Here is a 14,305-nt window from a genome sequence, read left to right on the forward strand (position 1 = left end):
TTCGGGAACACCAGCACCGAGGCGATGCCGAACACGAAGAAGTCGAAGTATTCGGAAGCGCGCCCGATCACCACGCCGAGCGCGATGTCGTTCGGGCTCACGTCGTGGTGGCTCATGGCCACCTGGGCGTCGCGCTCGAGGGGGCGGGAATTGGCCGTTGCGGGTTCGGTGGTCATCGCGGGCAGCCGGCTCGCCTCTCGCATGCTGTGGCCGCGCCCGTCCTCGGTGTTCACGCGGCGTTCGGCACGTGCCTAGCGGATGGGATAAAATCCGCAAAGAGGTTTCGGCGTCGCGGGAGGCCCGGCAGTCCGGCCATGCAACGACGGCATGGATTGGGCATTTTGTCCCTAAATCCAGCCCTCACATGCATAATTAAGCTAGCATTGGACTACTTTGTGATTCGCCCGAACCGTGCCGGGCGATCAGTAGCGCAGGGATAGGTTGAGCGAGAGGATGTGGTTGATCTCGACCCGTGCGGCCGGGGCGTTCACCGTCTGGTTCAGGTAGCCGACCTCGACGGTCGACTTGCCCTGCGCCTTATCTTGGAGCGGGATCTCGAGCCCGACGAAGGTACGGATCTGGTCGAAGCCGGCCTGCGCCCCCCAATCCGTGTCGTTCAACGCCACGAAAACCTCGCTCCAGCCCACTGCCCTGAGGCCGCTCGCCTCGTCGAAAATCGGATGCGAGGCGCGCAGCATCTCGCGGAACCGAAAACCCACGTCGCGCCCGTCGGACTGCCAGCGCTGCTCGAACCGGGTGCGCGAGGACAGCTTGAATTTTGCGAACTCGCCGATCTCCCAGCTGAGCTGCTGGAAGCTGCGGTTCTCGGAAAAGCTCGGCGCGCCCGCGGGCGTGTTCTCGACGCGGGCGTAGCCCTGATAGACCGTCAGCGCGTCGTTCAGCTTCCAGCCGACGGCCGGGCGCAGGATGAGCTGATCGAGCCGGGAGATGTCGCTGCCGAAACGCGGCTGGACTTCGGCGAAATAGACGAAGTCGCCGTGGCTGCCGAACAGCGTGGTGTTGAGCCAGAGCTGAGTGTCCTGCGTCGTCTGTGCCGCGGCCGGGCCGGCTGATGCGAGGGCCAGGGCGGCGAGGAGGAGGCGCTTCCGGCTGGGCAAGAGGGGACTTTCCGCGGCGTTGGCCCGCAACCCGTCTGCGGCACGGGCCCAGATGTCGGGCTTGGCGGCGGCGCGGTCCAGCTTTTTGCGCCGCGTCGGAGCCGTGGCAGCGCCGCTGTGACGCTTCGGTGACAGGCTCCTGCCTGGGCGGTGCATCCCCTCTCCCCGCATGCTGGGAGAGGGGCCTCATCGGCTAACCCTGTGCCGCACCCCGCGGCGGCGGCTTGATCCGGTACCAGCCGACATAGAGGGCGGGCAGGAACAGGAGGGTTAGGAAGGTCGCGGCCAGGATGCCGCCGATCATCGCGTAGGCCATTGGCCCCCAGAACACCTCGCGGGCGATCGGGATCAGGCCGAGACTGGCGGCCGCCGCCGTCAGCAGGATCGGGCGCATGCGGTGACGCGTGGCCTCGACCACGGCGTCCCAGGGGCTCATCCCTTCGGCCTCGCATTCCTCGATCTGGCTGACCAGGATCACGGCGTTGCGCACGATGATGCCGATCAGCGCCAGGATGCCGAGAATCGCCACGAAACCCATCGGCTTGTCGAACAGCAGGAGCGCCGGCACCACGCCGATCAGGCCGAGCGGCGCCACCGAGAACACCAGGAACAGCTTCTGGAAGCTTTGGAGCTGGATCATCAGGAACAGGGCCATGGCGAGCAGCATCACCGGCACGACCGCCGCGATCGGTCCCTGACCCTTGCCGGCCTCCTCGACGGCGCCCCCGATCGCCAGCGTGTAGCCCTCCGGCAGCGCCTTCACGTAGGCGTCGATGGCCGGCTGGAGCGCGGTCACGATGGTGGGCGGCTGGGTCGCGTCGTTGATGGTGGCGCGCACCGTCAGCGTCGGCACCCGGTCCCGGCGCCAGACGATCGGCTGCTCCAGATCGTAATCGATGCGGGCGAAGGCCAGGATCGGCACGACGGAGCCGTTCGAGAGGGTGACCTGCAGGCTCTGGAGCGTGTCGAGGGAAGTGCGCTCGATGGCGCGCGCCCGGCCGATCACGTTCACGAGGTAGATCGAGTCGCGCACCTGCGTGATCGCCTGACCGCCGACGACCCCGTTGAGGATGCCGGCGATGTCCTGGCTGGTCACGCCGAGCTGACGCGCCTTGTCCTGCAGGATCTCGACCCGCAGCACCTTGCCGGGCTCGTTCCAGTCGAAGGTCGGCACGGCGAGCCGCTTGTCGCTCGCCACCACGTCGGCGAGCTTGAGGGCGAGGCGGCGCACCTCCTGGATGTCCGGCCCGGACAAGCGGTACTGGATCGGTCGGCCCACTGGTGGTCCGAGATTGAGCGGCTGCACCAGCACGTCGGTGCCGACGAAGTCGCGCCGGCCGACCTTCTGCAGGCGCGCCATGACCTTGTCGCGCAGTTCGAGGGATTTCGTCACGATCACGATCTGGCCGTAGAAGGCGTTCGCCAGCTGCTGATCGAGCGGCAGGTAGAAGCGCACCGCGCCCTGCCCGACATAGGAGCTCCAGCGCTCGATATCGGGATCGCCCTTCAGGTTGGCCTCGAACCGGTCGAGCTGCGCCTTCGTCTCGCGGATGGTGGCGTTCTGCGGCAGCGTCAGATCGACCAGGAGTTCGGCCCGATCCGAGGACGGGAAGAACTGCTGCTGGACGTGGCCCATCCCGACGATGGCGAGACCCATCAGCCCCACGCAGATCGCGACCGTGATCCAGCGCAGCCGCATCGCCACCCGCAGCACCGCCATGAAGAGGCGGGTGAACAGCCCCTGCTTCTCGGCATGATGCTTCACACTCTTGGGCAGGATGGTCACGCCGAGGAGCGGCGCGAACAGCACCGCCACCACCCAGGATACGAGGAGCGAGGCGGTGATCACGACGAAGAGCGAGTAGGTGTATTCGCCGGCCGACGAGCCGTTGAAGCCGATCGGCAGGAAGCCCGCCACGGTCACCAGCGTGCCGGTGAGCATCGGGAAGGCCGTGGAGGTGTAGGCGAAGGTCGCGGCCTTCTTGAGGTTGTCGCCGAGTTCGAGTCGCGCGACCATCATCTCGACGGTGATCATCGCGTCGTCGACGAGGAGGCCCAGGGCGATGATGAGGGCGCCGAGCGAGATGCGCTGGAGCGTCACCCCCATGATCTGCATGATCACGAAGACGATCGCGAGCACCAGCGGGATCGAGATCGCGACCACGAGGCCGGCGCGCAGCCCCAGGCTGACGAAGCTGACGAAGAGCACGATCACCACCGCCTCGACGAGGGCCTTGGTGAAGCCGCCGACTGCCTCCTCGACGATCTTGGGCTGGTCCGAGACGAGGTGGATGCCGACGCCGATGGGCAGCTTGCCCTCGATCACATGCATGCGCGCCTTCAGGTCCTCGCCGAATTTGAGGAGGTTGGCGTTGGGCCGCATGGCGATGGCGAGCCCGATCGCGGGCTTGCCGTCGACGCGGAACATGGCGGCGGGCGGGTCCTCGTAGCCGCGCGAGATCTCGGCCACGTCGGCGAGGCGGAAGAAGCGGTCGTTGAAGCGGAGGTTGACGTTGCGCAGCGAGTCTTCGGACGAGAATTGCCCGCTGACCCGCAGGCTCACGCGCTCCGGCCCCGCCTGGACGACGCCCGAGGCGGCCACCGCGTTCTGCGATTGCAGCGCCTTGATCAGGGCCTGGATGTCGATGCCGTAGCCCGCGAGCTTGCGGGTCGAGAAATCGAGGTCGATCGTCTCGCCCTGCACGCCCATCAGCAGGGTCTTGCCGATATTGGGCACCTTGAGGATTTCGGTGCGCACGCCCTCGACGTAGTCGCGCAGTTGCCGGTGGGTCAGGCCGTCGGCGGTGAAGGCGTAGACGTTGCCGTAGACGTCGCCGAACTCGTCGTTGAAGGCCGGACCCTGCACCCCTTGCGGGAAGGTGTGCTGGATGTCCCCCAGCCGCTTGCGCACCTGATAGAAGGCCGGCTGGATCTCCTCCTTCTTCGTCGTGTCGCGGAACTGTACGAAGACGGTCGACTGGCCCGGCGTGGTATAGCTGCGGACGTAGTCGAGCGCGTTGATCTGCTGCAATTCCTTCTCGATCCGGTCGGTGACCTGATCGAGGGTGTCCTTGATGGTCGCGCCGGGCCACGTCGCCTGGACCACCATGGTCTTGATGGCGAAGGGCGGATCCTCCTCGCGGCCGAGCCCCGCATACGCCATCGCGCCGGCCGCCAAGCAGACCAGCATCAGGAACCAGACCAGCGAGCGATGGGCGAGCGCCCAGTCGGAGAGGTTGAAGTCCTTCACGGCAAAGAGCCTTCTTCCGCCAGCGGGCGTGCCGTCCGACGCGGCGGGGGGCCGGTTCGTCGAACAGAGCCGCCTGGCAAGGGGCCTAAGGGGCTGGGCCGCCCCTAGCGCGGTTCGTCGGGCAGGCGGACGGATTGCCCGTCGCTCAGGGAGCGGACGCCGGCGACGACGATCCGCTCGCCGGGTTGCAGTCCGCCGCCCACGGCGATGCGGGGCCCTCCATCGGGCTCGGCGGCGAGCGTCACGTCGCGGCGCGTCACCTGCCGCTGGCCGCCCGCCGCCTCCGACACGATCCAGACCGAGCGGCGCCCATCGGCGTCCAAGAGCGCGGTGGCGGGCAGGAGGAAGCGGCGGGCGGTCGGGCGGATCAGGGACACCGTGATGGTGGCGCCGAGCCGGAAGGCCGGGCCCGGATGTTCCAGCGTCATGCGGATGCGCCGGGTGCGGGTTCCGGTATCGGCGAAGGGCGCGATCTCGCGCACCCGGCCGCGGGCGGTCACCTCCGGTGCGGATTGAAGCGCGACCGTGAACACGCCGTCCTGCGGCATGGCCCCGACCAGCGTTTCGGGAATATCGACCACGGCCTCGCGGGTCTCGGGGCGGGCCAGGGTGACGATCCCCTGCCCCGGGCTCACGACTTGGCCGATCTCGGCGAGGCGCTGCGTGACGACGCCGTCGAAATCCGCGTGCAGCTCGGTATAGCCGATCTGGTCGCGGGCCTTCTGAAGGCTGGCGCTGGCCTGGGCCAAGCGCGCCTGGGCCGTGTCGCGCCGGGCCACGGCCGCGTCGAGCTGGGCCTGGGTGACGTTGCCGCCCTCCGTCAGGCGCCGGGTACGGGCCTCGGTGGCGGCGGCATTCTCGGACTGGGCCTGGGCATCGGCGAGTTCGGCCTCCGCCCGCGTCAGGTCGAAGCGCGAGACGATCGGGTCGAGGGCGGCCAAGCGCTGCCCCTTCTTCACCACGTCCCCGACGGTCACGTCGCGGGCCACCACCCGCCCGCCGATCTGGAAGCCGAGCTGCGATTGGTAGCGCGGCTCCACCGTGCCGGCGAAGGGCCCGAAGAGAACGCTCTCGGTGGGTTCGGCGAGAGCCGTCAGCACCGGCCGCACCGGCGGCGGGCCGGGCTCCTCCTGCGAGGGCTGGCAGGCGGCGAGGGCGAGAGGCAGAAGGGCGAGCGAGGCGAAGCGCGCCGTTCCGCGTGACAGTCCGACGCTCGCACGCGGCCTCGGGACGGGGGGCATGATCGCCGCCGACGATGTCGAGAAGAGCGGCCCGCGCGTCATCGTCCGCCCTCCGCGCCGGCAGAGGCCGCGGTCGCCGGTGGCGCCACCGCGACACGCTGGCCGGGGCGCAGGAACTGGATCCCGGCGACCACCACCGATTCGCCCGGCTCGACGCCGGTCTTGAGCACGATATCGGCGCCGCCGTAGCGCTCGATCTCCACCGGGCGCACCGAGACCGCCGCCGTGGCGGGATCGTAGATCCAGACCGCGGGCCGGTTGTCGAAGCGGTAGAGGGCCGACCAGGGCAGCACCACGGCGTCGCGCGCGGCGAAGCGCCCGCGCCCGATCACCACGGCGCCGAGGGTCATCGCCGGGGGCGTGGACACGAGGCCCATCTTGACCCGCACCGTGCCGCTCTGCGGATCGACGGTCGGCGAGATCTCCCGCACCCGCCCGATCGCGGTCACAGTCGGATCCGATTGCAGGATGACCTCGATCGCCTTCTCGTCCGGCGGGTGGGCGGTGAGCGCCTCGTAGACGTTGAACACCGCGTCGCGCGGTCCATCCTGGGCCAGCACCATCACGGCCTGCCCGGCCTGCACCACCTGCCCGACCTCGAAGGTGCGGCTCAGCACGATGCCGGCGACGCCCGCGCGCAGCTCCGTATACGAGAGCTGCTCCTCCGCCGTGCCGAGGGCGGCCTTGGCCGAATCGACCGCGGCCTGGCTCGTGCGCAGCTGCTGCTCGGCATTGTCGTAGCTCGGCCGGGTGGTGTAGCCGCCGGCCAGGAGCTGCTTCTGGCGGTCGAAGGTCACCCGGGCCTGGGTCAGCTGCGCCTCCGCCGAGACCAGGGCGGCGCGGGCATTGTCGAGATTGGCCCGCTGCACCAGCGGCTCCAGCACGGCGAGCACCTGATCGGCGGCGACATGGTCGCCGACCTCCACCCGCCGCTCGGAAACCTTGCCGTTGGTCCGGAACGCGACGTTGGTCTGCGCCTGAGCCTGGATGTCGCCGGTCAGGGCCACGTCGGTCGCGACTTGGCTCTTCTGCGCCGACACGATCCGGACCAGGGCGACGGTCGGATCCTCGCTCGCTTCCGTTTCCCGAGCCTCCCCCACGGCATGCGCTTCCGGCGATGCGAGCAGGAGGACGAGGACCACCGGAAGCGCGCGTCGAACGGAAACCAGAAGAGATGCGTTAGGAGACATCGGCGGAGCCTTCCGAGCGCCGGTCCCGGCGGCGTCGCGGGGACGGGCGGGATAGGACGCTATCGCGGCGCAGGCTTACCGTGTATCTTACCGACCGTCCAGACGGTTTTTATTGAGCATCGAGCCGGCGATCGCCGGCATGCGGGGCGATGCTCCGAGACATGGGTTCGAGGGAGCGATGGGGGAGAGGACGCGCAGCCGCCGCGACGACCGGGCGGAGACGATCCTCGACGCGGCCGGCGCGGTACTGCGCCGGGGCGGCGGGCGGGCGCTCACCATCGACGCCGTGGCGGCCCAGGCGGGGCTCAGCAAGGGCGGCGTGCTGCACCATTACGCCTCGAAGGACGCACTGATCCTGGCCCTCGTCGCCCGCAAGCTCGCCGAGCTGCGCGAGGGCATCGCCGCCTGCGAGGCGCTGTCGCAGCCGGGGCCGTCCGGACTGGCGCTCGCCATGGTGGCGCATCTGCGCGAGGCGTATTGCGAGGACGACGACTTCTCACGCGCCCTGCTGATCGCCGCGGCCGAGAATCCGGAAGCGCTCGCGGGCTACCGCGCCTTCGTCGCGGAGCGGTTGGAGCGGCTGGCGGACGCGGAGCCGCCGGGCGCGGGCGCGATGCTGTTCTTCGCGATTCTCGGCCTCGTCATGGGCCGCACGCTGGGCTTTCACGATCTCGGCGGCGCGCAGGCCGAAGAATTGTTCGGCGCGCTGGAGCGCGCCGCTTGCGCGCTGGACGCCGGACCGCCCCTCGATCGTTCCACCGCCGGCGGCGCGGGACGCGATGCGCCCGCCCGGTCATCCTGAGGCATCGGGCCGGGCCCCCTCAGGTTACGGCGGCGGTGGCCCCGGGCTGCAGCATCCGAGCGGAAGGCCATCCCTCACCGATCATCGATCTGGCACACCAGGCGAATCGTCATGACGCAATCGCCGTTCTCGTTGCGCACGCTGAGCGTCAACGCGCAATCCTGGCTGTCCTCGGCCTCTGCCGCCATCAGCGTGGTCATCACCCGCAACGCCTCGCGGCGCAGCGCGAGGGGCTCACTGATCTCGCGGCCCACCTCGTCGCGCAGGTCCGCACCATCGTGGATATCGAAAAAGAAGCGCGGCATCGGTCTGAAAACTTCTTAACGAATGTTCGGCGCCAACTTCCTTCGATCGGCGCCGCATGCGCCCAAAATGAACGCATATCGGAAGGATTGGTACGGTATCGGACGGAATATTTATGAATGTTGTATGCAATCGAGTTTGCGATGGCGAGGGGCGCCCCGGTCGCACCGCTCTCAGTGGGCGAGGATCTTCGACAGGAATTGCTGGGCCCGCTCGCTCCGCGGTTGGCCGAAGAAGGCATCCTTGGTGGCGTCCTCGACGATCTCGCCGCGATCCATGAAGATGACCCGGTCGGCGACCTTGCGGGCGAATCCCATCTCGTGGGTGACGACCATCATGGTCATGCCGTCGCGGGCGAGTTCCACCATCACGTCGAGCACCTCGCCGACCATCTCGGGGTCGAGCGCCGAGGTCGGCTCGTCGAACAGCATCACCACCGGATTCATGGCGAGCGCCCGGGCAATCGCCACCCGCTGCTGCTGCCCGCCCGACAGCTGGCCCGGATATTTCTGCGCATGGGCGGACAGGCCGACGCGGTCGAGCAGGTCGAGGCCGCGCTTCTTCGCCTCCGCGCCGGGCCGCCCGAGCACCTTGCGCTGGGCGATGGTGAGATTGTCGGTGATCGACAGGTGCGGGAACAGCTCGAAATGCTGGAACACCATGCCGACCCGCGCGCGCAGCTTCGGCAGGTTGGTGCCCCGCTCCTTCACCCGGGTGCCGTCGACGGTGATCTGTCCCTCCCGAAACGGCTCCAGGGCATTCACGCACTTGATCAGCGTCGACTTGCCCGAGCCCGAAGGTCCGCAGACCACCACCACCTCGCCGCGGGCCACGCTCGTGGAGCAGTCGGTGAGCACGCGGAACTCGCCGTACCATTTCGACACCCGGTCGATGGCGATCATCGGCTGACCGGTCGCGGTGGCGGGCGGAGGTGTCACGAGCGGACCGGCGCGCAGGCCCTCATCGGCGGGCGCCTCGCTCGCGGAGGCCGCCTGTGTTCCGGTCGTGGGTGCCGGCATCGAAGTCGAGGTCATCGTTGCACTCACCTCAGCGGATGATGGCGACGCGGGCCTGCAGGCGGCGCACCAGGAGCGAAGCCGTGAAGCAGACGGCGAAGTAGACGACGGCCGCGAACAGGTACATCTCGACGAGGCGCCCGTCGCGCTGCGCGACCTTCGACGCCGCGCCCAGGAAGTCGGTCAGCGAGAGGACGTAGACGAGCGAGGTGTCCTGGAACAGCACGATGGTCTGGGTCAGCAGCAGCGGCAGCATGTTGCGCAGTGCCTGCGGCAGCACCACCAGCCGCATCGTCTGCCAGTAGCTCATGCCGAGCGCGGACGCCGCGGCGGTCTGCCCCTTGGGAATCGATTGGATGCCCGCCCGCATGATCTCGGCGAAATAGGCTGCCTCGAACAGCGTGAAGGTGACGAGCGCGGAGGCGAAGGCACCGACCTGGATCGGCGTGGTGGAGGCCGTCACCCAGGCGCCGATATAGGGCACGAGGAAATAGAACCAGAAGATGACGAGCACCAGCGGCAGCGAGCGCATCAGCTCGACATAGAGCTTGGCCGCGTGCGTGACGCCGGGAATGCCCGACAGGCGCATCATCGCGAGCGCCGTGCCGAACACGATGCCGCCGCTCGCCGCCAGCGCCGTCAGGGTCACGGTGAACACCATGCCCTGTCCGAACAGGTAGGGCAGCGACGCGGCGATGACCGAGAAGTCGAAATTCGCGAACATCTACCGCCCCCCCGGCACGGCGACGAACCGCTCCAAGAGGGTCGCGCCCAGGATCACCACGAGGTTGATCAGCACGTAGAGGACCGTGGCGGCGGTGAAGGCCTCGAACACCTGGAACGAGAATTCCTGCATCGAGCGGGCGCGGGCCGTCAGTTCGAGGAGGCCGATGGTGAGCGCCACCGAGGTGTTCTTGAGATTGTTCAGGAATTCGGAGGTGAGCGGGGGCAGGATGATGCGGTAGGCATTGGGCAGAAGCACGTGGCGATAGGTCTGCGCCGTGGTGAAGCCGAGCGCCGTGCCCGCCATGCGCTGCCCCCGTGGCAGCGACTGGATGCCCGCCCGCACCTGTTCGGCCACCCGCGAGGCGGTGAAGAAGCCGAGGCACAGGACCGCCGTGTAGAACGGCGCGTCGGGCATTTGCTTGACCGCCGTGCCGAGGCCGACGGGCAGGACTTCCGGCAGCACGAAATACCACAGGAACATCTGCACCAGCAGCGGCACGTTGCGGAACAGCTCGACATAGGCCGTGCCGACGGCGTTGGCCGCCTTGGAAGGCAGGGTGCGCAGCACGCCGATCACCGAGCCGAGGGTGAAGGCGATCACCCAGGACGAGAGCGCCGTGGCCACCGTCCAGCCGAGGCCGGAGAGCAGCATGTCGGCATAGGTGCCGACGCCCTCGGGCGAGGGCTCGAGGAAGATGCCCCAGTTCCAGGTGTAGTTCATCGCGCTTCAGCCCCCCCGCCCGACGCCTCAATAGGCGGCCGGGTCCGGGCTGTCGCTCGGGTTGGCGAAGGCCTTCTGCATGGCTTCGCTCATCGGAAGCTTGAGGTTGATGCCCCGCGGCGGGATCGCCTGGGTGAACCATTTCTCGTAGAGCGCCTTGCCCTCCGGGCTCTTGTAGAGCGCGGCGGTCGCCTCATCGACCACGGCCTTGAACGGGGCGTCGTCCTTGCGCAGCATGATGCCGTAGGGCTCGGGCTTCGACTGGGCCTCGGAGGAAATCGTGTAGGCGTCCGGCGTCTTGGAGCCGGCCACGAGCGAGGCGAGCAGCACGTCGTCCATCACGAAGGCGTCGGCGCGCCCGGTCTCGACCATCAGGAAGGCCTCCGCGTGATCCTTGGCCGGGAGGATCTTCATACCGAGGGAGCGGGCGGTGTTGATCTCGTTGATCTGGCGGATGTTGGTGGTGCCCGAGGTCGAGACCACGGTGCGGCCCTTCAGGTCGTCGGTCTTGTCGAGCCCCTTGTCCTTCTTGGCGACGAACCGCGTCGCGGTGAGGAAGTGGGTGTTGGTGAAGGCGGCCTGCTTCTGCCGGTCGGGATTGTTGGTGGTCGAGCCGCATTCGAGGTCGATCGTGCCGTTGGCGATCAGCGGAATGCGCGTCGCCGAGGTCACGGGATTGAGCTTCACCTCCATCTTGTCGAGCTTCAGGTGGGCCTTCACCGCATCGGCGACCTTGAGACAGATCTCGTAGGCGTAACCCACCGGCTTCTGGTTGCCGTCGAGATAGGAGAAGGGCACCGAGGAATCGCGATAGCCGATGGTGATCGCGCCCGCATCCTTCACCTTCTTGAGTGTGCCGGTCAGCTCCTGCCCCCGCGCGGGCGCGCCCGAGGCCAGGGCGGCAACGGCGGCGAGGAGGAACGCGTCTCTCAGGCGCATGCGGCGGACCTTCTTCCGTGGACGGCCGATGGCGGCCGGATGTCATCAATGAAACTCATAGTGAGGCCGGCCGCTGGACTTGTCATCCATCGACCGGCGCCGGTGCCTTGGCAAGGCGTATGCCGTCCACGGTTGATGGCGACAGATGTGTGAGATTGGAGAGGGCGGCCGACATTTCGGAGCCGACCGAGCCGATCAGAAATCGCGCTGGACCCGCATGCGGATCTGCGTCGTGTCGTAGCGCTTCTCGGTGAAGGCCGGCAATCCGTTCACCGTGACGGGGCGGGTCGAATCGGTGATGCGGCCGCTCAGCGGACCGGTGCCGATGTAGGTGCCTTCGATGCCGATATCGAGGTCCTTCACCGGCGACCAGATCAGGCTCGTCCCGGCGATGATCTGATAATTGTCCCGCAGGATCGGGCTCACCGCGAAGCCCGCGCCGGTCGGCGGGGCCGAGGTTCCGACGAGGCTGTTGACGAGGCTGAACGCTTCGCGGGTGCCGCGCGCGAAGCTGACCTCACCGTAGCTGCCGAAGAAGGCCGAGCGCCATTCGGGCGTCCAGTAATGGAGGAAGGACGCGGTGGCGGTGAAGCTCTTCGAGAGATCGATCCGGCCGGTGAGCGGGTTGACCACCGCGTCGGCGAGCACGTGCGCGAACGGTGCGCCCTGCACGGGGGTGAGCTGGCTGGCATAGGTGCCGGTGAAGATCGAGAAGCCGGTATAGATCAGCGCGCCCTCGCCGTAGGCGCCCTGCAGGTAGAGACCGTCGCCGGGGGCGATCCACGGCATGTTGAGCTTGAGGCCGCCCTGCACCGCCCAGCCATACTCCGTCTGCGCGCCGGAGCGCAGGTTGCGGGCTGCCAGCAGTGCCGCGGCGGTGCCCGGGCCGACCGGCCCGGCGGCCCCCGCCACCGGCGTCAGGGTCGAGACGGCGGAATTGGCGATGAAGCCGCCGATGTTCACGTCCTTGACCGCCGCCGAGAGCTGGGCCGAGCCCCAGGGCGCGTCGTAGCGCAGGGCGCCCACGAAGTCGGGCATGCGCGAGCGCTGGACCGTGTCGACGAAGACGACGGTGTTGGCGGTGCCGTCGGCATTGGTGCCGAGGATCACCGGGCTCGGGGCCGTGTTGAAGACGTTGTTCACGCCGCTCTGGCCGGGCCCCGTCGCGGGGGCGCTGAACGAGGCGGCGTAGAACGGGTTCTTGCGGAAGTTCGGATCTTCCATCGACAGGGTCGCGGACCAACCCTCGCCGAACGTCTTGGTGAAGGCGAGGAGATTGGTCGAGGGGACGTCGGAGCCGGCGGTCGAGCCGATCAACTCGTAATCGTGGGCGTAGAAGTCGAAGAACGAGGAGGCGCGGCCCGCCGTCAGTCCGGCGAACTGGACGAAAGCCTTGTCGGTGACGATGAAGTTCTGGACCCGGCCGAGCTGATCCTGGCCGACCGCCGGGAACGCGTTGCCGATGCGCTGCTGCGTGCCCGAGGCCATGAAGACGCCGGTGCGGCTCGCCGCCTCCACGCGCAGGAAGGCCCGGAGCGAACCGTAACCGGTCTGGGTGCGCGCATCGAAGTTCATGCGCATCAGCCCGCGATATTGCGACAGGTCACCGCCGCTGTTGTTGCGGTTCTGGACCGGGATGTAGCCCGCCTCGAAGCGGGCCCGGCCCGAGACCCGCAGGCAGGTATCGGTGCCGGGAATATAGAAGAAGCCCGCGCCGTAGGCGGTGCAGACGCGGACATACTCGATCGGAACCGCCTGCTTCACCGGTAGGTCGGCGGCCCGCGCCGGGGGGGCGACGACGGCGAGCAGCGCCGTGCCCGAGAGAAGCGACTTCGCGATCCGGCCCATCCGCCCGCCCCCATTCGGGTTCGGCATCCCCGCCGCCCCGAGCGCGCCCGTGCCACAGCGTACCCGGCTGCCCGATCCACCGGCTTGCGCGGCATTCGAGCGATCCAGGGGATATCTGCACAGCGAAAGTGCAAGATGTTTGCTGTCGATGCAGGGCTAGAATACGATCCAATGATGGGAGCGTGGATGGAGCGATTGACGAAGACAAGCCTCGTCTTGCCGTCCACAGGTGCCAAAACATCGGTGTGACTTTTTTGCCGGTATCGCGATGGGTTGGGCCGTCTCAGGGCGATGTCCGGGATGAGACGACCGGCTGGGTCGTGCGGGTGCAGGGGCTGCGCGCTCTCATTCAGCCGTCCCGCGGCTCGCCCTGCCCCGCGATGTAACGACCGAGCGCGCTGGAAGCGTTGAGCATATGCGCCCGCATCCGCCGGGCGGCGGCCTCGCCGTCGCCCTCGGCCATGGCCGCGAGGATCGCGCCATGCTCGGCGCGCGACGCGTCGATGCGGTTCGGCTGGCGCAGCTGCGTGCGGCGGAACGCGGCGAGCCGCTCGCGGATGGCGAGGGCCTGTTCGGCGAGGAAGCCGTTATGGGTTGCCGCGTAGAGCGTCTCGTGGAAGGCGCGGTTGAACCCGTCATAGGCCTCGACATCCCCCGCCGCGACCATCGCGGCGGAGGCCTCGTGCAGGTCGATCAGGCGGCTGCGCTCCAGCGGCGTGATCCGGTAGGTCGCGAGCCGGGCGCACATCGCCTCGATCTCGGCGGTCGTCTCGAACATCTCGGCGATGCGTTCGGGCGTCGTGCGAGCCACCACCCCGCCCCGGCGCGGGCGCAGCTCGACGAGGCCGGCGAAGGCGAGTTGGCGCAGGGCTTCCCGCACGGGGGTGCGCGAGGCGCCGAAGCGGTCGGCGAGTTCCTGCTCGTCGAGCGCCGTACCGGCGGACAGGATGCCGCCCGTGATGGCGTCGGCCAAAGCCGTGCGGATGCGATCCGAGATCAGACCGCGCGCTTCCGCACCCTCCCCCGCGTCCATGCACATCCCTCCGCCGGGCGCATTCTGTTTCGCATTCAGTATGCATGACGATTGACAGGCCGCAACACGAGATACAGTTTGACGGTCGATCACGGTGATCAACCCCAAAAAGGGCAAT

The 14,305-nt window shown here is 68.3% G+C and carries 12 protein-coding genes and 1 pseudogene; 1 reads left to right on the forward strand and 12 read right to left on the reverse strand.

What is annotated here, in order from left to right; genetic code table 11:
* The 5 genes and pseudogenes from OWC43_RS17010 to OWC43_RS17030 form a co-directional block, all read right to left on the reverse strand.
* A pseudogene (locus OWC43_RS17010) lies at window positions 1–176 on the reverse strand (MFS transporter); the annotation flags it as partial.
* 246 nt (window positions 177–422) lie between these two features.
* Window positions 423–1,118: a DUF2490 domain-containing protein gene (locus tag OWC43_RS17015; RefSeq protein WP_393957523.1), complete on the reverse strand. Its 696-nt coding sequence runs from the start codon at window positions 1,116–1,118 to the stop codon at window positions 423–425.
* A 193-nt stretch (window positions 1,119–1,311) separates the two neighbouring features.
* The gene (locus OWC43_RS17020) at window positions 1,312–4,368 is read right to left on the reverse strand and encodes an efflux RND transporter permease subunit (protein ID WP_393957524.1); all 3,057 of its coding nucleotides are present in this window, start codon (window positions 4,366–4,368) and stop codon (window positions 1,312–1,314) included.
* 104 nt (window positions 4,369–4,472) lie between these two features.
* Window positions 4,473–5,609, reverse strand: a complete 1,137-nt coding sequence (locus tag OWC43_RS17025) for an efflux RND transporter periplasmic adaptor subunit (RefSeq protein WP_393958577.1) — start codon at window positions 5,607–5,609, stop codon at window positions 4,473–4,475.
* Between the two features lie 38 nt (window positions 5,610–5,647).
* Window positions 5,648–6,799 carry an efflux RND transporter periplasmic adaptor subunit gene (locus tag OWC43_RS17030; RefSeq protein WP_393957525.1) on the reverse strand — a complete coding sequence of 384 codons (1,152 nt, stop codon included), beginning with the start codon at window positions 6,797–6,799 and terminating at the stop codon, window positions 5,648–5,650.
* Between the two features lie 178 nt (window positions 6,800–6,977).
* Between OWC43_RS17030 and OWC43_RS17035 the strand changes: the two genes are divergently transcribed.
* Entirely contained in the window at window positions 6,978–7,601 is a 624-nt protein-coding gene (locus tag OWC43_RS17035) for a TetR/AcrR family transcriptional regulator (RefSeq protein ID WP_393957526.1), read from the forward strand.
* Window positions 7,602–7,675: 74 nt separating this feature from the next.
* On the opposite strand, the gene OWC43_RS17040 is transcribed toward OWC43_RS17035, so the two are convergent.
* The 7 genes from OWC43_RS17040 to OWC43_RS17070 all read right to left on the reverse strand — a co-directional run bounded on the left by OWC43_RS17040 (window position 7,676) and on the right by OWC43_RS17070 (window position 14,187).
* Window positions 7,676–7,906 carry a DUF6894 family protein gene (locus tag OWC43_RS17040; protein ID WP_137828604.1) on the reverse strand — a complete coding sequence of 77 codons (231 nt, stop codon included), beginning with the start codon at window positions 7,904–7,906 and terminating at the stop codon, window positions 7,676–7,678.
* A gap of 171 nt (window positions 7,907–8,077) precedes the next feature.
* The gene (locus tag OWC43_RS17045) at window positions 8,078–8,806 is read right to left on the reverse strand and encodes an amino acid ABC transporter ATP-binding protein (protein WP_393958578.1); all 729 of its coding nucleotides are present in this window, start codon (window positions 8,804–8,806) and stop codon (window positions 8,078–8,080) included.
* A 145-nt stretch (window positions 8,807–8,951) separates the two neighbouring features.
* Entirely contained in the window at window positions 8,952–9,644 is a 693-nt protein-coding gene (locus tag OWC43_RS17050; protein WP_393957528.1) for an amino acid ABC transporter permease, read from the reverse strand.
* The gene (locus OWC43_RS17055; RefSeq protein WP_393957529.1) at window positions 9,645–10,367 is read right to left on the reverse strand and encodes an amino acid ABC transporter permease; all 723 of its coding nucleotides are present in this window, start codon (window positions 10,365–10,367) and stop codon (window positions 9,645–9,647) included.
* Between the two features lie 27 nt (window positions 10,368–10,394).
* The gene (locus OWC43_RS17060; RefSeq protein ID WP_137828601.1) at window positions 10,395–11,306 is read right to left on the reverse strand and encodes an amino acid ABC transporter substrate-binding protein; all 912 of its coding nucleotides are present in this window, start codon (window positions 11,304–11,306) and stop codon (window positions 10,395–10,397) included.
* 195 nt (window positions 11,307–11,501) lie between these two features.
* Window positions 11,502–13,154, reverse strand: coding sequence for a porin (locus OWC43_RS17065; protein ID WP_393958579.1), 1,653 nt, complete (start codon window positions 13,152–13,154; stop codon window positions 11,502–11,504).
* Between the two features lie 349 nt (window positions 13,155–13,503).
* Window positions 13,504–14,187: a GntR family transcriptional regulator gene (locus tag OWC43_RS17070; protein WP_137831807.1), complete on the reverse strand. Its 684-nt coding sequence runs from the start codon at window positions 14,185–14,187 to the stop codon at window positions 13,504–13,506.
* Between the last annotated feature and the right edge of the window lie 118 nt (window positions 14,188–14,305).

This window comes from Methylorubrum sp. POS3, from assembly GCF_043352485.1.
GTDB lineage: Bacteria > Pseudomonadota > Alphaproteobacteria > Rhizobiales > Beijerinckiaceae > Methylobacterium > Methylobacterium suomiense.